The organism is Vibrio sp. D404a (assembly GCF_030248535.1).
Classification (GTDB): Bacteria; Pseudomonadota; Gammaproteobacteria; order Enterobacterales; family Vibrionaceae; genus Vibrio.
Genome location: NZ_JAHGAJ010000019.1, coordinates 38,650 through 58,185, shown reverse-complemented (window position 1 = coordinate 58,185; position 19,536 = coordinate 38,650). Strand labels below are relative to the sequence as shown.

The 19,536-nt window shown below is 44.8% G+C and carries 15 protein-coding genes; 7 read left to right on the top strand and 8 right to left on the bottom strand.

Annotation, left to right across the window (positions count from 1 at the left end; all coding sequences use genetic code 11):
* Positions 1-4 precede the first annotated feature (4 nt).
* Complete coding sequence (locus KI655_RS11955; protein ID WP_285405173.1) at positions 5-619, bottom strand: ACP phosphodiesterase; 615 nt, start codon at positions 617-619, stop codon at positions 5-7.
* A gap of 81 nt (positions 620-700) precedes the next feature.
* A complete protein-coding gene (locus KI655_RS11950) occupies positions 701-829 on the bottom strand; it encodes a hypothetical protein (protein WP_285405172.1) in 129 nt (42 codons plus the stop codon).
* Between the two features lie 472 nt (positions 830-1,301).
* Here KI655_RS11950 and KI655_RS11945 point away from each other — a divergent pair, with 472 nt between their 5' ends.
* Both KI655_RS11945 and KI655_RS11940 read left to right on the top strand, forming a co-directional pair.
* Positions 1,302-2,525 (top strand): aromatic amino acid transport family protein, encoded by a 1,224-nt coding sequence (locus tag KI655_RS11945; RefSeq protein ID WP_285405170.1) that lies wholly within the window; start codon positions 1,302-1,304, stop codon positions 2,523-2,525.
* A 148-nt stretch (positions 2,526-2,673) separates the two neighbouring features.
* Positions 2,674-4,101, top strand: a complete 1,428-nt coding sequence (locus tag KI655_RS11940) for a methyl-accepting chemotaxis protein (RefSeq protein ID WP_285405169.1) — start codon at positions 2,674-2,676, stop codon at positions 4,099-4,101.
* A 68-nt stretch (positions 4,102-4,169) separates the two neighbouring features.
* On the opposite strand, the gene KI655_RS11935 is transcribed toward KI655_RS11940, so the two are convergent.
* From KI655_RS11935 to KI655_RS11915, 5 genes are all read right to left on the bottom strand, one after another.
* A complete protein-coding gene (locus KI655_RS11935) occupies positions 4,170-7,241 on the bottom strand; it encodes an efflux RND transporter permease subunit (protein WP_285405168.1) in 3,072 nt (1,023 codons plus the stop codon).
* A 9-nt stretch (positions 7,242-7,250) separates the two neighbouring features.
* Positions 7,251-8,348, bottom strand: a complete 1,098-nt coding sequence (locus tag KI655_RS11930; protein WP_285405165.1) for an efflux RND transporter periplasmic adaptor subunit — start codon at positions 8,346-8,348, stop codon at positions 7,251-7,253.
* A 343-nt stretch (positions 8,349-8,691) separates the two neighbouring features.
* A complete protein-coding gene (locus KI655_RS11925; RefSeq protein WP_285405164.1) occupies positions 8,692-9,417 on the bottom strand; it encodes an HAD-IA family hydrolase in 726 nt (241 codons plus the stop codon).
* Between the two features lie 280 nt (positions 9,418-9,697).
* Complete coding sequence (locus tag KI655_RS11920) at positions 9,698-11,443, bottom strand: HD domain-containing phosphohydrolase (protein WP_285405163.1); 1,746 nt, start codon at positions 11,441-11,443, stop codon at positions 9,698-9,700.
* Between the two features lie 60 nt (positions 11,444-11,503).
* Positions 11,504-11,998 (bottom strand): hypothetical protein, encoded by a 495-nt coding sequence (locus tag KI655_RS11915; protein ID WP_285405161.1) that lies wholly within the window; start codon positions 11,996-11,998, stop codon positions 11,504-11,506.
* 250 nt (positions 11,999-12,248) lie between these two features.
* Here KI655_RS11915 and KI655_RS11910 point away from each other — a divergent pair, with 250 nt between their 5' ends.
* The 4 genes from KI655_RS11910 to KI655_RS11895 all read left to right on the top strand — a co-directional run bounded on the left by KI655_RS11910 (position 12,249) and on the right by KI655_RS11895 (position 18,268).
* Positions 12,249-12,728 (top strand): CreA family protein, encoded by a 480-nt coding sequence (locus tag KI655_RS11910; RefSeq protein WP_285405159.1) that lies wholly within the window; start codon positions 12,249-12,251, stop codon positions 12,726-12,728.
* A gap of 129 nt (positions 12,729-12,857) precedes the next feature.
* Positions 12,858-14,162 carry an inosine/guanosine kinase gene (locus KI655_RS11905; protein WP_285405157.1) on the top strand — a complete coding sequence of 435 codons (1,305 nt, stop codon included), beginning with the start codon at positions 12,858-12,860 and terminating at the stop codon, positions 14,160-14,162.
* A 256-nt stretch (positions 14,163-14,418) separates the two neighbouring features.
* A complete protein-coding gene (locus KI655_RS11900; RefSeq protein WP_285405155.1) occupies positions 14,419-16,167 on the top strand; it encodes a formate--tetrahydrofolate ligase in 1,749 nt (582 codons plus the stop codon).
* Between the two features lie 196 nt (positions 16,168-16,363).
* On the top strand, positions 16,364-18,268 hold the full coding sequence (locus KI655_RS11895) for a diguanylate cyclase (RefSeq protein ID WP_285405153.1): 1,905 nt from the start codon (positions 16,364-16,366) through the stop codon (positions 18,266-18,268).
* Positions 18,269-18,429: 161 nt separating this feature from the next.
* Here KI655_RS11895 and KI655_RS11890 read toward each other — a convergent pair whose 3' ends face one another.
* Positions 18,430-19,032 carry a beta-phosphoglucomutase family hydrolase gene (locus KI655_RS11890; protein WP_285405678.1) on the bottom strand — a complete coding sequence of 201 codons (603 nt, stop codon included), beginning with the start codon at positions 19,030-19,032 and terminating at the stop codon, positions 18,430-18,432.
* A gap of 86 nt (positions 19,033-19,118) precedes the next feature.
* On the opposite strand from KI655_RS11890, the gene arfB reads away from it, so the two are divergent.
* Positions 19,119-19,529: an alternative ribosome rescue aminoacyl-tRNA hydrolase ArfB gene (arfB, locus tag KI655_RS11885; RefSeq protein WP_285405151.1), complete on the top strand. Its 411-nt coding sequence runs from the start codon at positions 19,119-19,121 to the stop codon at positions 19,527-19,529.
* Positions 19,530-19,536: the final 7 nt, after the last annotated feature.

The window sequence follows — 19,536 nt, the reverse complement described above, 5'->3', positions numbered from 1 at the left end:
TTTGTCATTGATTTTTCTTTCTTAACATTTCAATTTGAAGCTGCCTGTGCGCCCAGGATTGCTCAAGAACCTCTGGGTAGAGCTGATTAAAGTGACACTGCAACTTATCGTAGTGTTGAGACAGGTCTTCAAAGCAATCCTTCAACACCGATAGCCTAGGTCGTCGATAGGCCATTCTCTGCAACACTAACTCAATAGATTCCATCGATTGGTAGCTCTCTAGCCAACGTTGCTCTGCCATTTTCTGGTGGACCATTAAAAAATTTGCGGGCCAGTTTGGCTCAGAGTCTTGGTCTATTTTCTGATGAGATGTGGAACAAAATTGCGCTAACGATGAGTCAGAGTATTGGTGCCAATTATTTGCAAGACAGTGATCCCAAAACACATCCAGAGCGATAGGTGCAAAACGTTGTGTCTCTTTTCTAAATAAGGACTTGGCTTGTTTAGATACAGCGTGGGAATCAGTAAAGCTATCAACGAATCGATGCAGACGAATGCCGTCAGCCAATGGTTGAGAATAGTGCTTTGAGGGATCACCTTTGACAAAATCACCGAGCAGATTGCCTGCTAAGTCACTACTGCAATGGTTGGCGATATGAAGGTGTGCAAGAAAGTTCATTGAACCTCATTAAAGTAGAGCATATTGGAGTACATACTAAACATACTCCTTAATCTTAGCTAACTTTAATGAGGACGGAGGTTAGTTTGACGAGTTAAACATCTCTTCAGCCAATTGCTGAACCGCTTGTTCGTAATCAGAAAGGTCGATGCCAATTTCCATTGCATCTAACAGTTCTAGACTTTCGTCATTAAAATATTGGTCACTCATAATGTGCCCTTCTATTCCTTATCATGGGCTCTCGCCCTTACAACTAAGTGGCTCCATATTGTGCGTAAAGTATGACAGTTTTATGAAGACACTCCGTGTTTCCCAATAATTTTAAATGCACTTTCTAAAAGTGATACTACCCACCCTTAATCGGCATTTGCGCTAACGGATCCTTATCTCCTAAACTGGGTCGCGCGCCCACACTATTACTGGTCAACGGCCATAAGCTCAATGTTTTCTTTATCAAACTATGCGTCAGATCATAGTGAAACGATTGCCATGCTCTTTTCAACTATCCTAAGAATAGCATTGTAAATATAAATTTACACTGGATATAAAAAGTTACAACAAGCCTTGCAATCATTGTTAAAGTCCCACAAAATGCACCCATTCCAATATAATTACTGGTTATGAACTCATTTATTAGTACATAAACCATGTTTGAAACATTAATCGTAAAGAATTATATACAATGACTAAATCAAAGGTTTTCGGTAGTACTTTGATCATCGCTGGCACTACTATTGGTGCGGGCATGCTCGCTCTTCCACTTGCTTCTGCAGGTATCGGCTTCTCAACATCACTGATCCTAATGATAGGCCTGTGGGCACTAATGGCGTTTACAGCGTTGCTCATGGTTGAGCTACACCAATTTGCAGAATCGGATGCGACACTTCATACCTTGGCGCACAACATTCTTGGGAATAAAGGCAAGTGGATTGCGAGTTTCGCAGTGATGTTTTTGTTCTACGCATTATGTGCTGCGTATATTGCCGGTGGTGGCGCACAGTTTAACCAGCGCGTCATGCAGATCACGGGCTTAGAGATGAATAGCCAGATTACAACGCTGCTGTTCACTATCATTGTCGCGACTGTTGTTACTATTGGCACGCACAGCGTTGATAAGGTCAACCGAGTTCTGTTTGGATTAAAATTGATTGCAATGGTGTTAGTACTTAGCTTTCTTGCGCCGAACGTTACCTCACAGTACCTGTTGAGTATGCCACTACAACAAGGCCTTATCGTGGCAGCCATTCCTGTGGTCTTCACCTCTTTCGGCTTCCACGGCAGCATCCCTTCTATCGTGCGCTACCTTGATGGTGATGTTGGTTCACTGCGTAAGGTGATGATTGTGGGTTCAGCATTACCGCTTATCATCTACATTTTCTGGCAAGGCGTAACACTAGGTGTGGTTAGCCAAGATCAGCTTTTAGCCGATTCAAGTTTGGGAGCCCTGCTTGTTTCACTTTCTGAGACCGTTCATCAATCGAACCTTGGTGTTGTCGTTGGCGTATTTGCTGACCTTGCGCTGCTAACGTCATTTATTGGTGTGAGCTTAGGCTTATTTGAATTCATGGGCGATTCATTGAACGAAAAATTAGGCCAAGGTAAGCGCATTAAGACAGCCTTAGTCACTTTTGTTCCACCACTCGGTTTTGCGCTGTTCTACCCTCAAGGTTTCATCATGGCTCTTGGTTACGCTGCGATCGCTCTTGCAGTGTTGGCTATCTTGTTACCTACCGTAATGGTTTACAAAGTGCGCTTCAAACAAGAGCAACCATCAATCGAAGGCGATACGGTGGCTTACCAAGTTGCAGGGGGCAAATTCGCACTATTAATGGCGGGAATGGTTGGTATGGCTATCATCGCAATCCAGATTCTGATTTCGGGTGGTCTGCTGCCTTCACTTGGCTAAACTGATTAATTTATCAAAAGTGATTGATCTGAGTCCCAATTATAGAAATTGATTATCATTAGATTTCATAAAGACACGACTCAGATCACATATTTATTGCGTTCGGTTATTTAAAGTCCACGTTAAAAGGAATTATCGTGGAGTTATCATGAAAGAAGTTCAGTTTCGAACGATAGACAAACTGTTTATTAAGATGTCGATTAACGACAAAATGTGGGTTATTTTCCTCATCTTTTTAGTTGCTTTAGGCAGTCTATCAACGAACAACTATCTCACTCAGCTCAATCAAATTGAGCAAAATGCAAAGACACAAGCCGAACAACAACTCAAAGGTATGTTGTCTGTTGCTGACTCACCTGAGTCTTCCCTTCTTAACCGCTCTTCAAGCGTAACCTCAACTGAGACGTACATTCACAACAACGGATCCGTTACCGCAACACAGCAAGGTAAGGATGGTCAATACTACTCGCTTACCCTAGCTACAACTGACACAGAGCAGCAAAAGCAGAACGCACTGAATACCTTTTTACTCAGTTTCTTATGGTGTGTTCCATTTGGTCTTTTTTGCTACTGGGTTGCGACCTTTATTGGTGGCGCTCTTTGGGTACTCTACTCCACAACTCAAAAGATTGGTGATGGTGACCTAAGCTCTCGACTTGGCTTCCACCCTGGACGTGATGAGTTTGGTACGATTGGTTGTGCACTAGACCGCTCTATGGACACCTTGAGCGAGCTTGTAAACAACGTCAATGAAAGTGCGGCAACACTCAGTGAAACCTCTTCTTCGTTTGAAGCAGAAGCGAAACGTAGTGAAACTCAAATTAGTAGCCAGCACGCGTCTCTTGATTCTGTTGCAACAGCAATGGATGAAATGACAGCTTCTGCAAACGAAGTTTCAAACATCGCAGCACGCTCAACCGAGCAAACAGAAAATGATGCCCACGCAATTAACCAAAGCCACGGCAAAGTACAGCAAGCAATCGCTGAGATCACCACACTGTCATCTTTGATTGAACAAGCGTCATCATCTGTAACTAGCCTTAATGACAACACCAGTCAAATCAATGAGGTGATCACCACTATCAACGCGATTTCAGAGCAAACCAACCTGCTAGCACTAAACGCAGCCATTGAAGCAGCACGTGCAGGTGAACAAGGTCGTGGTTTTGCGGTTGTTGCTGATGAGGTTCGTACCCTTGCTAGCCGTACTCAATCTGCGACAGTCGAAATTCAAGCGATGATTGAACGCCTGCAACAAGAGAGCCAAAACATCGCCAAAATTACTGAGCAAACCGTAGATCAAGCGCAGACGAGTAGCCAATTGATTTCCAACATCGGTGATGATGTAAACTCAATCTCAGACTCGGCACGTGCTCTGATGGACATGAGTGCACAGATCGCCTCTTCTGCCGATGAGCAAAGTAATGTTGCTAACAGTATCGCAGCAGAGCTAAATGACATTCGCAGCCAATCTGATGTCATCAAAGAAGTCGCTCAAAACACGTCTAACGGTGTTTCTACTCTTACGGCCGCTTCTATCTCGCTGTCTAAAACCTTAGCGAAATACCGCACTTAGCGCCTTGCTTTGATAAACACCTAAAACGAAAGAAGGACTCCGTGGAGTCCTTCTTTTTTGCCATCTCGTTAATCTGAAACTAACTTCGCTTCCGGCTCTAGCTGGTCTCTAAAAAACAAACTGTACAACACTGGCACGACGCCAAGCGTTAATACCGTCCCTACGATCATTCCAAAGATCATTACGATAGACATCGAATACCAGAACTCACCTCCCGAAATCGCGAGTGGCACAAGGCCAAGAATCGTAGTGAGTGTCGTCATCACAATCGGACGCAGTCGCGTCGTACAAGCTGAAATAATCGCCTCTCGCACTCTCTCACCATTGCTTCTGTTCTGCTCTATGCAATCAATCAACACAATACCATTGTTAATAATGATGCCTGCCAAGCTGAAAATACCTAACATCGCAGGGAAGGTAAAATAAGCCCCTGTCACTAGCAAACCTGATACAGCACCAATCAAAGAGAGTGGAATCGTCAGCAAAATGATCAACGGACGGCGAATCGAATTAAACTGCAGTAAAAGCAGCAAAATCATCACAGCAAAACACTGTGGAAGATAACCAAACAGCGCGCCATTGGCTTTGCTCGCCCCTTTTAGTTCACCGCCTAAAGCAATGCGGTAGCCTGGAGGCAAATCAATCTCCTCCAAGGCTGGCTGCACCAGTTTATTTAGCTCACTCGCTTGCAACGATTCATGCTTAACGCTGATAGTGACAGTACGCTCTAAATCAAAGCGACGAATGACCGCTGGTTCACTGACTGCGATAATTGAAGCAAACTGTACCAAAGGTAGCGACTCACCATTGGTTGATGAAACAATCTGTGTGGTAAATAACTTTTCTAATGTTTTCTCAGACTCCGCTGCACCCACAATCACAGGGATCACGTCTTCGTCATTTCTAAAGCTAGTGACCTCTTTACCACGCAAGTAGCTATCAAGGCTGGTTGCAATGTCTCGACTGCTCACGCCCGCTCGAATGGCTTGCGCTTGGTCGATATCAAGAATCAACTTGGGAACGTTATTCTCCCAATCATTTGCGACTCCCACTGCGCCCGGAATTTGTCGAAGTGATAACTCGATTTTCTTAGCGATATTCTGAATCACATCAATATCTTTACCGACGACTTGATACTCAACCAATCCAAGTTCAGTGCCACCCAGCCACATGCGCTTCGCCTGACCACTTGCTTCAGGTAATTGTTGCGTAATAAAGCGATTGGTTTTCTGCACCATATCCAGAGCTGACTCATAATCGATTGTGTTGACGACCATAAATACACGGTTTGGCGCTCGGTCAACCGGTGACAGTGCTAAGAAAAATCTCGGACCACCATCCCCAACGTAACGAGCCATACTGACAATATCTGGGTTCTGCTCTTTATCGAGCAGCCAATCTTCTAACCGTTTTGAAACGCGATCTGATTCCTCAACTTTCGTTCCTGCTGGCAGATCAATAAACACCAGATATTGGTTTCTCTCAGAGCCCGGCATGAATTGAACCGTCACAAAACGAAAGCTATAAATCGATACCGCAAACACCGCGATCACAACCGCTAATGTCGTCAGACGTAGATTCAGGATCGTACTGACAAACCGACGATACGCGACGTGAAATGCCGAGAGTTGCGCCTCTTTACCTTCAGTTCGTTCAACTTCACCGGGTTTAATAAACCAAACACAAAGCGCCGGTGTTGCAAACAAACACAGGAACCATGAAGACAGCAAAGCCACTGTGATCACCTGTGACAGCGAACGCAGATACTCGCCAGTGACATCTTGTGCGAGCAGTAGCGGCATAAAGGCCAGAATGGTGGTTAAAGATGACGTAAGCAGTGGAATAGCCATCGCTTTAGACGCCATGACCGCAGCTTCAACACGCTCTACACCTTCAGAGACTTTACTCTTAATGAACTCGGCCATCACAATGCCATTGTCCACCAACAGGCCAAGCGAGATGATGATTGCAGCAATCGACATCCTTTGGAGTTCAACGCCCCAAACTGACATGCCGATAACGGTGAGTAGAATGGTTAATGGCACGATACTGCCAATGATCAGCCCCATTCTCAGACCCAAGAACGCCATGACCACAGCCAACACGACCGCAACTGTCTGCATTAGGTTGGTGGTCGCCGAGTTAACCGCAGCACTCACTTTTTCGGGCTGAAACGTCGCTAACTCAAGCTGCATTCCAAGAGGAAGGTCGCTCTCTACTTCAGCAATGAACTCTTTAACTTTGACACCAAAAGCATCGCTTTGACTGCCAGACGCCATAGAGGCAGCGATGATCACCGCCTTTTTGCCATTAAAGTATACCGGCGTATTGAATGGGTCTTCGTAGCCAACTTCCACGTCGGCCAAGTCTCGCAAATAGACGGTATTACCTGACTCACGCTCATTAAGATCCAGCTCTAGGATCTCTTCAACCGAGTTAAAATTTCCGGTAGGCTCTATCTCAACTTGCAATGTATCCGTTTCAATTACCCCGCCCGGCAACACAACATTTCGCGCTTGCAGTGCCGATACGATTTGTCGAAATTGAAACTTCTCATTAGTCAAAGCACTGTGTTTGGCATTGACCCAGATTCGCTCTTCGTTGACACCATAAAGTTCGACTTGAGAAACCGTTTGAACGCTGCTGAGCCTATCTTGAATGGCCTCCGCCGTTTTTCGTAACTCGTGATGGTCGAAACCGTCGCCCGTTAAGGCAATCGTCGCCGAGTACACACGTCCAAACTCATCGTTAACAAAGGGACCTGCAGTGCCGTCTGGCAGACTGCCTTTCATGCTGTCCATACGGTTACGCAACGTATCCCAAATCGGCTGCAGATTGAAATATTTGTCGTGTACCGTGACCGTTATCTGTGCCACTCCAGTACGAGACCAAGACTTTATCTCTGTAACTTCTGGGATCTGTTTGATTTCGCGTTCTAATGGTTTGGTAATGAATTTCTCTATACGGTCAGGCGACATACCCGGAAATTGTGCAACCACGACGGCGCTGCGGATTAGGATCTCCGGATCTTCTTTGCTTGGCGCATTCTGAAACGTGCTCACACCGAGAACGAAGAGCATAGCTAAGAAGACTTGAGTAAAACGGTAGTGTTTGAGAGCAAGCTCAGTAATTTTGTGCATACCGCTCTCCTACAGGCCTTGCCAAAGCGTGACTTCCTGACCCTCATACAAATAAGGGATACCTGCTGTGACTACCTTTTCACCCTCAGAGAGATTATTCAGTACCACTACCTGAGCATTAATGTTGCGTTTTGTTTTGACATAACGCTTTTCTAGGATATTTGATTCCGGAGCGACAATATAAATCGCTGCGTTATCACCACTCAAATCAGGGCTACGATCATTAAGGTCGAATGCCTCCAATGGCAGTAGAACAACATTTTGACTCTCACCACCAATAGACAGCTCTACATCCGCTGACATGCCGTTTCTCAAAGATAGATTAGAGTCATTCAATTGTAACGTCACCGAGTAGGCGTTGCCGCGCTCAACAACAGCACCAATCTCAGACACGGTACCTTGCAAGGTTTGATTGTTAAGTGCTGAGATGGTTACTTTGGCTTCATCTCCGTAAGCAACCTCTCTTATCAATGACTCGGGCACAAGAAAATCCACTTCGTAAGCAAAGTCATTAACCAGTTCCATGATCTTCTGTCCTGAATTGATCTTTGTAAACTCGTCGACCTGTACTTGGCTGATCTGACCTGAGAATGGAGCATAAAGCTTGGCACGCTTCAGGTTCAGCTCTGCATTGGATAAATCCGTTTGCGCGAGATTCTCTTGTTGCTGCTTAGCATCAAGATCAGCACGAATGGCTATCAATTCAGATTCTGAAACAAACCCTTTTAGATTTAGCTTGGCAGAGCGTTGATATTTGTCTTCAGCTTGAAGCTTGGCGACACGCGCAGCGCCTAATGAAGCTTGCGCTTTGCGAAGTGCTAACAATAAATCACTGGTTTCGAGCTGTGCCAGTACCTGCCCTTTTTCGACACGTTGTCCTTTTGAAACCAGTAGCTGACTAACCGTACCGTTCACCTTGAAGCTCAGCGGTGATGTTTGAGCACTGCGCACAATGCCACTAAGCTGACGCGTTTGCGTATGAGATTGAAAAACAGCGGTTGTGAATTTCACGCTGCGAATAGTTTGGCTCTGTTCTTCAGATGAGTCAGAAGTTTGGGGGCCACATCCAGTTAAGGCGATGGCCATCAAGAAAATGATATATTTCACAATAGAATCCAACTTATGGTACTGCGTACCAGTATATCAGACCGTAAAAAGGTTATCTAATGTAAAGTCATTAGCATGAGCTCAGTCGCAATTGAATAAAACTTAATAAGGAAATCTGTTTAAAAAGTGGGCTTAGAGGTACTCTAATAGAGCGAAGTTATCGCTTTTTGACTTGCTGCAGGTGACATAATGAATAAAACAGACGCACCAAATGACGACATCACATGCCCGCTTTGCCAACACGACGAATATCTGCTTTCAAATTGTGGAGAGAAGTTTACTTGCGCTGCTTGTGGGTTCCATACCAAACAATTTAGTAAAATAGTCAGGATACAACCCAATACTACCCCACCAAAGCACCAGAGTATGGTGTATCAAGTGAGTAATGCTTGCCATTAAGCCAAGCGGATATCTCTTCAAGGCTGTAGATATCAATAGCGGCTGACTCTTCGGAGTCGGCTTTTGGTGTTCTAACGAGAGTGCTTGGTAGGTTAGGTCTTAAGCGAAATGATTGGATCCCGGCACGCACACCTGCCTCAATCCCTTTAATCGTATCATCCACATAGATGCATTCATTGGGTAAGAAACCCATGTTCATCGCAGTATACATGATGAGGTCTGGTTCAGGCTTCCAACTATTGGCATCAAAAGCCGAAAAGACTTTTCCTTTGAAGTCGTCAAGCATCCCCGTCATCGCTAGCGACGATTCAACACGCTCTTTAGGAGCATTTGACGCAATACAAAACTCAATACCTTGAGCTTTCAGAAATTGAATCAGCTCAATAGCGCCATCCATTGGCTTTAAGAATCGCTGGAATAAAGCTTCAAGTTCAACTCGGTACAGCGGTTCAAGGGTATCAATCGAGATAGATAAACCGAGGCGGTTCTGAGTATCCATTAAGATATCAGCCAACTTACCACCTTGGAAATGTGCATAACAATCTTCTAGTGACACGGACACATCAAATTGAGCGAATACATTCACTAATGCTTGGCAGCACAGTTTTTCACTGTCTATCAATGTTCCATCACAATCAAATATCACACATTTCGTTTGATCTAATCTCATCGTTGCCCCACTTACCTAAAGTCCGACTTTCATCCTATAGGCATACGGTTTTCACAGGCATGACTGATGTAGCATTTTCCTCAAAAGCACTTAATTAACTTCGCGAAATATGCGACAGATCACCCTAATAACCCTATTTATAAAATGCTTATAGGTATTTTATACCTGAGTTGGCGAAAAGCTCAGGCTAACTGGGAAGATATGGTGATTATTTAAACACAAAGAAATGACACTCTTGTGACCAAAACCTGTTTTTGTATCAGCAGATTAGTACAGAAGTTTAGTGAGAATCCGGGTATTGGTCGCGAATCGCTATGTATTGGTCAATATTATTCAATAGATGTTCCACCAGCTTAGGATCGAACTGTAACCCTGCTTCTCGCTCAAAGAGCGCTTTGACTTTGTCGATTGGCCAGGCTTCTTTATAGCAACGCGCACTTAATAGCGCATCAAACACATCTGCTACCGTGGTGATCCTTGCAAACAAATGGATCTCTTCTCCTTGTTTGCCCACAGGGTAGCCCTTGCCGTCCCAGCGTTCATGATGCTCGTTAGCGATGATGGCGGCTAAGTTAGTGAGATCACCGGAACCACTTTTAAGCAGCTTGTAACCTGCTGTCGTATGTTGTTTCATGATCTCCCACTCACTCGGTGTGAGTTTCCCGGGTTTATCGAGTATCGCTTCAGGCACTGAGATTTTGCCCACATCATGCATTGGGCTGATTATCTCAATGACATCTTGTTCTCGATGGCTTAGGCCACAATGCTTGGCAAGCAGCGCTGAGAGTTTAGCCACTCGTTTAACATGATTCCCCGTCTCGCCCGAGCGCGTTTCTATTGCCTCGCCCAGTACATGAATCATGTCCTTTTGAACCGACATCGTTTGCTTCTGGAGCGCTAAAATTCGTTTGTTCTTCTTAGCAAGCTCCCTCTTTTGGCGGATGGTGACATATTGCATCAACACAATCAGGCTCAAACCTGCTATGACTATTGTCAGAGCCACAAGCAAACGAAAGTTCTCTTTAAAGAAGGAGCGAGGTTCATTAATCAACAACGTATTCTCTGGCAGTGTCTGATTGAACAAGCTGAGTTTTTTGATGGCGTTAAAGTTGAACACGAAGCGCTTGCTGTCTCCAACATCGATCTGTTCCGAGAAATTCAGTGGAAGATATTTGTCGAGAGCGACCACAGCTTCAGTACCAATACTCTTAGAGTGATTCACATACCCTCCCAGTACCTCGCCTGTGATTAAAAACTGCCATAAAGCAAACACCGGGGCTTTGCTCGCGTCCGACACGGTGTCGGCGATCTGTTGATAGCTGTGATAAATCCCTTGGTTAAGCTCAGTATTAAAATGGGTCAGCAATACCGCATCATTGGCATCGATCGTTTCAAGCCTCTCTTTTGCTTGGGCCAATGACTCCTCTCGAATCTCTATCACCTTGATATGAGGGAATGCTGTCATTGCTTTGTAAAGCTCGTGACGAATATGCTCAGACGTGACACTGTCATCATTTAAGAAATAGAGGTTTTGGATCTTAGGTCTTAGGTCATTAATAAGCTGGATATTTTTATCAATGTGGTCGTTTTCATAGAGCATGGTTGCTCGGTCAGTCACTTGATATAGATTGGCGTCGGTATCGTTAACCCCCACTGCGACAATCGGTGTCTGGCGTGAAATGAGGTTGGGCATCATATTGAGCAAAGTGACGGCGTTGTCATCAGTGGCGATCACACCATCAAATTGATGCGAAGCGTACTTAGCTGAGAAATAGTCAGTGAGGGCTTGATAGTATTGGGAAGAGTTAATACGTTTGGTATCAAGATATTCGACCGACATCTTGATGGGCAATTGCGATAGACTCAACGCCTCGTCAATGCCTTTTTGAAAGTCAGCTGTCCACTGGTATGAGGGCTCATAGGAATGCAAAACGAGAATGTGTTTTACATCCCACTCTTGTGCAGAACAAACTGAACTAAATAAGCCGAACCATAAACCGCACAATGCGGCCAATACTTTAAACATGCCATACCCTTTATATCAGACAGCGTATTGTACAGATTCGGCTTAGTTATCAAACCTAATTTAGCTTTCCACCCACACATTGTTAGTAGAAAGATGAGATGAATCACATAGCGTTATAAGTTGTTGGGCAAAACCTAGAATGTCTTGATCCACTTGGTTAACCAAGTCAGAAACAAGCAACTCGCTTTCGGTTTTTGTCACGATCGCGCTAGCTACTACATCTGAGCCGACGGTCCCAATATAAAGTTGGTGTTCATCAGACAAAATGATCTGGCTTAAGAATTCAAGAATATGCGTTTTGTCGTATTCGCTTTCGTAAGCGCTGGCTTGATTAAGTGAGAAAAGAACGGTGAGTTTGTGGAAATCGACTTTGTGTATTTCTTCGATTGTGGCGGGTGCTTGATCGACAGAAAGCGGCTGATAGGTTCTGTTGTCGAGATTCGCTTTATAGACATCTCTTCCAAGTAAGCTCTCTTTCGCTGGGTAAGCGACATCGAGCTGACTGAGTAACCACGCATTTTTTTTCTGTGCGATTTCAGGTATTTCATTATTCATTCTTTTACTACCTACTTTTAGTATCCCCAAATATCACAATTATTTGGGAGGCACACGGTCGGCTTAGGCGCCGAGCTACAAGCAGAGAGCATACATAGCATCGTAACTACCAACAAGTACTTTAAATGCTTCATAAATTAAGGTTCTCCCAATACTTTCTTTTCGAATAGAGCGAAAAGCTCTACACTCGTATTCAAGCTTTCAATAATCCTTATAGTAATCAGAACTCTATAAATTAAAAGGACTTCTTATGAAAAAAGCCCTAATCGCATTAGGTATTATGACCATGTTGGCTGGTTGTTCAGATAACGAAGTGGGTGATGTATCCCTTGGTTTCTTCACTCTAAAAGACATTAAGATTTCTCACCTTGATGACGAGAAGATCCCAGGTGTTACCTGTCATATCGCTTCTATCGAAGCTGACTTCTCTCTGGCCGACCCGAGTGACAGCTCTATATCTTGTCGTCAGACTGGAGACATCACACCAGAGATGATTGCAAAAATAGACAAAAGCGCCTCTGGCGAAGTGGTCTTTAAGCAGTCAAAAAGTATCTTCTTCAAAACCATGAAGGTAAGACGTATCTTTGATGCAGAAAACCAAACCCTGCTCTACTTGTCTTACACCACTAAAGAGACTGAAGGCAGTTTCAAACACAGCCTATCTACCGTGCCACTATGGGGCACCAAGGCGTATGTTGACCCAGCAACACTGACTCATGAAGAAAAATAAGCGATCGGTTTAGTTTTGTTCAACCACCTGTTCATACAATGTGCAGGTGGTTACGAATGTAATAAAAATGAAAGAAATTACAAAAATCTGTGATATCATGCGGCAAAATTTTCTCACTGTAATTTTCTTATGAAATTTCCTGGACAGCGCAAATCTAAGCACTACTTCCCTACACACGCTCGTGATCCACTCATCAACCAGATGAAGGAAACACCAAAACTGTTTCGCCCGATTATTGTTGGTGTTGGTCAAACAATTGTAGATATTGAAGCTCGTGTTTCAGATGAGTTCCTGGCTAAATACGAACTGAGTAAAGGTCACTCTCTTGTTTTAGAAGAGAGCAAAGCTGATGCCCTTTATGAGGAACTTGTGGAAAGTGGCCTGATCACGCACCAATATCCAGGTGACACCATCGGTAATACACTACACAACTACTCTGTTTTGGCAGATAGCAAATCTGTGCTACTGGGTGTTATGTCTCGTAACATCGAAGTTGGCTCGTTCGCATATCGTTACCTATGCCGCACCTCTTCGCGCATGAACTTAAACCATCTACAAACAGTAGAAGGTTCTATTGGCCGTTGTTACACGTTGATTTCTGATGATGGTGAACGTACGTTTGCGATCAACGAAGGTGAGATGAACAACCTGCGCCCAGACAGTGTACCAGAAGAAGTTTTTGAGAAAGCTTCTGCACTGGTTGTATCTTCGTACCTAATGCGCGGCAAGCCAGAAGATCCAATGCCAAAAGCGGTTGCTCGTGCAATTGAGATTGCCAAGCAAAATAATGTCCCTGTGGTTCTAACACTGGGCACTAAGTGGGTAATCGAAGGCAACGCAGAGTGGTGGCAAGATTACATCAAAGAGAATATCTCTATCGTTGCAATGAACGAAGAGGAAGGCCAAGCACTCACGGGCGAGAAAGATCCTCTGCTTGCTGCTGATAAAGCGCTTGAGTGGGTAGACCTTGTTCTTTGTACTGCAGGTCCTGTTGGTCTGTACATGGCGGGTTACACAGACGAGTCGGCTAAACGCGAAACTGAACTGCCTCTACTTCCAGGTAACATTCCAGAGTTCAACAAGTATGAGTTCAGCCGTGCAATGCGTAAAGACGACTGTAAAGCGCCAGTGAAAGTGTACTCTCACATTGGTCCTTACCTAGGTGGCCCTCTAGAGATCAAGAACACTAACGGTGCGGGTGATGCAGCTCTGTCTGCACTACTTCATGATATGGCGGCAAACAGCCACCACCACATGAACGTGCCGAATTCATCGAAGCATGATCAGCCATACATGACCTACTCGTCTCTATCGCAGATCTGTAAATACGCAAACCGCGTAAGCTACGAAGTACTGACTCAGCACTCCCCTCGTCTTGGCCGTTCACTGCCTGAGCGAGAAGATAGTCTAGAAGAAGCATACTGGGATCGTTAATCACACGTTCGATGTTTTCTATTAAGGGTTGCGTTATGCAACCCTTTTTATTTTTGGGCAAAATATCACAAACCATCACGGTGTTTTCTTTGATGATTTGCCAAAGGAAGATTTGATCTCGCGCAATGACTGGCTAAATCTGTTATCTTCCAGCACATAATTCGTGTGGTTAGCCTTTACATGGTCGATTTATACAGTAATATCGCCACGCAAACGTTTTCGTACCACCTTATCGGGTTCAACATAAGGATTAAATATGCTGTCTGATATTGATATTTGCCGCTCTGCTTCACTCAAAAACATCACTGATATCGCCCAAAGTGCAGGCTTAACAACTGACGAATTTCAGCCACTCGGTTTACACAAAGCAAAAGTCTCGCTCGACAGCGTAAAACGCCTTGAAGATAAACCTAACGGTAAATTGGTACTCGTTACGGCTATTACACCAACACCACTAGGTGAAGGTAAAACAGTGACAACAATTGGACTTAGCCAAGGCTTAGCAGCCATCAATCAGTCAGCAATGGCCTGTATCCGACAACCCTCTATGGGCCCTGTATTTGGCGTAAAAGGTGGCGCTGCTGGTGGCGGTTACTCTCAAGTTGCCCCAATGGATCAATTGAACCTTCACCTGACCGGTGATATTCACGCTGTGACCGCAGCGCATAACCTTGCGTCAGCAGCCATTGACGCACGCCTTTATCACGAGCAACGTGAAGGCAGTGAAGCCTTTGAACAACGCTCTGGCCTGAAAGCACTCAATATCGACCCACAGCGTATTGTTTGGCGACGTGTTCTCGACCATAACGACCGTGCTCTACGCATGATCACCGTAGGTCAGAACGAAAACGGTAAGACCATTAATGGCTACCAACGTGAAGATGGCTTTGATATTTCTGCCGCGTCTGAGCTCATGGCGATTCTTGCCTTAGCCGAAGACCTGCACGACCTTCGCAAACGCATCGGACGTATCGTATTAGCCTACAATCAAAACGGTGAACCGCTTACTACTGAAGACTTCCAAGTCGCTGGTGCGATGACCGTAACAATGAAGGATGCTATCGAGCCTACACTGATGCAGACATTAGAAGGCGTCCCTACCCTGATCCACGCAGGGCCGTTTGCCAACATTGCGCATGGCAACTCTTCGATTATTGCGGACAACATTGCTTTGAAACTGGCCGACTATGTTGTAACCGAGGGTGGATTCGGTTCTGACATGGGCTTTGAAAAAGCCTGCAACATCAAAGCGGGTGCATCAAAACAATCTCCAGACTGCGCAGTCGTGGTTGCAACATTGAGAGGCTTGAAAGCTAACTCAGGACTGTATGATTTACGCCCGGGTACCCCGCTCCCAGACTCTATCTTCAATGATGACAATGACGCGCTGATTGCTGGATTTGAAAACTTGAAGTGGCATATCAACAACGTTAAGAAATATGGCGTCCCAGTTGTAGTCGCAATCAACCGCTTCCCACAAGATTCTGAGCACGAACTCAGCCAATTAACGGCACTGATTCATGAATATGATGCGGGTGTATCTGTCGCGGTAAGTGAAGCATTTGGACGTGGTGGTCAAGGTGCGACCGATTTGGCTAGAGCCGTAGTCAATGCTTGCCAAACACCGGCACAATTTAAGCCACTTTATACTCAAGATCAGTCACTTGAAGAGAAACTCATGGCGGTGGCCGAAGTGGGTTATGGCGCGGCAAGCATAACACTATCTGAAAAGGCCAAGGCTCAATTGGTCGAGTTCAAAAAGCACGGCTTCGATAACCTATCGGTATGTTTGGCTAAAACCCCACTCTCTATCTCGACAGAGGCGCACCTTAAAGGAGCACCTACCCAATTTGATGTACCCGTGAGAGAGCTAAAACTCTGTGCGGGTGCAGGCTTTGTTTACGCCTTGTGTGGCAATGTCATGACCATGCCCGGCCTACCAGATAAGCCAGCATTTATGTCTTTAGACATCAATGAAGATGGTGAAATCACAGGCTTAAGTTAACATTTATAGATGTTTTGAACAGCAAATCACAGGTTATCGTCGCAGTGAATGTAAGATAGTTTGTGATTTGCATATAAAAGCAACAAATTGCACACATACCTCTCAACTGGGAGATTTACCTCATCAGTTCTGGGTCAAGATCACATTAATAACCCCACTAAATCTATAGTATTGCGCTGATTCTTTGGGGAATGTAATGATAGCAAGCATAAAAAAACTCTCAGGCCAATTTCTCTGTACTGTTCTAGCCCTAGGAATAGTTCCAGCACTCTATATCAATTCTGAATTTGATCGTATAGAAGCGCAGCACGACACCAATATAAAACAGGCCAGCCAGAACCAAATCGAATACAGTTTTCACGAACTGGGGTTAATCATACGTGAAGTATCTAACACCATTCCCACCATCGCTGAATCATCCACTCTAAAGCGCGCCATCCAAGAACCATCGATCGATAACAGCCATGCACTACAAGATCTGTGGTTGATGCTCGCAAACGGTCAAAAATATTACTCTCAACTTCGTTACCTAGATCTTGAAGGCAACGAAACAATACGCATCAATTATCACGATGGCCAAGCAAATGTTGTCCCGACTCGCGACCTACAGAACAAAGCATCTCGCGATTATTTCACGATACTACAACAGCTCGAAATCGGTGAGATTGCATCATTCGGTATTGATCTTGAGTATGAAAATGGCGAGCCAGTGATACCCTTGCTACCTGCCCTGCGCATTATGACACCCGTCGCCATTGATGGGCGTATCGTCGGCTACTTCATCGTGAACCTAAACATGGTAGAGATATACGAGCGCCTGCATTACACCTTTGGCTCTTCTCTCGCACAGCCGATCTTACTCAATGGCACTGGTCATATCTTAATGTCACCAGAGCCGGATGAAGCGTTCGGCCATTTAATCGACTCTCGCGCAGACAAAACCTACGCCATGACTCATCCCGAACTGTGGCAAGAAGTCTCGCAACAGCGTAGTGGTAGCTACTTTGATGGCAAAGACTGGTATTTCTATGCGGACATCAGCCCTAACATTGAACAGCTGCAAGGTCCTGTACACATGGTGCTGCATGTCGATAATCAGGAGCTAAGTGCGCAATACCAGCAAGAATATAAAGCGATCATTATTCAAATTGCCACGCTCTCCATATTGATTTCAATTGTTTCAGGCGTTTTCGTCGCCTGGAATACTAACCATAAAAAGAACAGCATCGAGAGCCAACTCGCTAAAGCAGCCATGAACGGTATGTCGGCATTGGTCATCACAGACAGAAATAACCGCATCATTAAGGTTAACCGTGAGTTCACCCGAATGAGTGGTTACACCTTAGAAGAGGTCAAAGGCAAGCAGCCCTCGATGTTCGCTTCAGGAAAGAATAATCAAGAGTTCTACATGCGCATGTGGGCGATTATCAATGAGCGAGGCATGTGGGAAGGCGAAGTCATTAACCGTCGTAAAGATGGCTCCCTGATCACTGAGATCCTAAGAATTCAAACCATTAAAGACTCAAACAACGTCATTCAGTTCTACGTCGCCTCTTTTGTCGATATCAGTAAGCACAAAGAGCTCGAAAACAAACTGCGTAATTTAAGTGAAAAAGACGGGCTTGCTGGTTGCTGGAACCGACGTAAGTTTGATGAAGAGCTGCGAGACGAATGTAACCGAGTGGCACGTTACCCTGAGTTTGAACAGTCATGCTTGGCTATCGTCGATATCGACCACTTTAAGCGTATTAATGATGAATTTGGCCATGACTACGGTGACAAGGTCATTCAAGTGGTCGCAGGGGTGCTGCAACGCGAGTGTCGTGAAACCGACTTCGTTGCGCGTATCGGCGGTGAGGAGTTTGGTATTGTTCTCCCCCACACCAATCCAAACGAAGCTTATTGCGTATTAAATCGTCTTAGAGTGGCAATCGCGCTTGAGCTTGATGATAAAGTCTCAGTAAGTGGCGGTGTCACCAACATAACGCATGACTCCAAGCTCAGCTATAAGTGTGCCGATTTAGCACTCTATGAAGCCAAAGCGAACGGTCGTAACAACATCTGTTTGTTCCTCGATACAGAGATGGAACAGATCGCCTAACGTTCTTCTCATCTTCCATGTTTTTCAACGTATTAAAATGGCTCTTATTTACCTGACTCTTTCGAATGAAAGTGAAATAAGGGCCATTTTTATTCTTAATAAGTATTTTTGTGTGAGCTAGTCACTGATACTTCAGACGAGCGAAAGCGTATCAAACTTCACTACGGTCTTGGGTAGAAGGCTAATTCACCGCCATTAACCACCATAATGCAATCCATATTCGCTGCGTGTGCCGCCTGCTTACCTAAGTCGGTATCTTCAAACACCACACATTGATCTGGAGTAAGCCCCATTCCTTTACACGCGTCTAAAAACGTGTCTGGATTTGGTTTATGGCGCTGAACATCGGTTGCGGTAACCAAGCTATCTAGCTTCTCTATAATGTTCGTTTTCGTCAGCAAGGTTTCTGCACTCTTACGTTGACTGCCCGTTCCTACTGCTATTCTTTTCTCGCCATAGTGCTCGAGCAAAAGATCATGAGTACAAGCGATCACATCGCCTTTCTCTTCAATATCTGCAAAGGTCGCCATTTTAAACGCTGATACCGCTTGAGGGTCCAAACTCAACCCATACTTAGCATTTACTTCACCGGCAATTTTGTAGCTTGGCATTCCACCTAAACTATGTAACCACGAAGCTTCAAATTCAAACCCAAAATGCTCGGCCGTTGCCTGCCAAGCTTGAATATGCGCTGGCATGGTATCAATCAAAGTCCCGTCCATATCAAAAATTAGGCCGTCGTACTTAGTTAGATCAATCGTCATTACTTCGTCACTCTCTAATAAAACTACTGATACCATAACCAATTACGCGTATGATGAGCCAACATTTTTTATGTTTATCATTGGTTATGCTGCAAATATCGAATAACGTCTCTATTCAAGCTTGGGAGATACAACTTACCGCGATTCGCGCGCAAGGCGCTGGCGGACAAAACGTCAACAAGGTGTCGAGCGCAATCCACCTTCGTTTCGACGTTAAGCACTCGACTTTGCCTGATTTTTACAAAGAACGTCTGCTTGCGCAAAAAGACAGCCGAATCACCAGTGACGGCGTTATCATCATAAAAGCCCAACAATTTAGAACTCAAGAGCAGAACAAAGAAGATGCCTTGAACAGGCTGAAGGCGTTGATTTTAGAAGCGACCAAGGTGACTAAAGCAAGGCGTGCAACCAAACCAACAAAAGCATCACAGAGACGACGCTTAGAAAAGAAAAAACAGCGCAGTACGACTAAACAACTGCGTGGCCGCATCAGTTAAAGCGGTT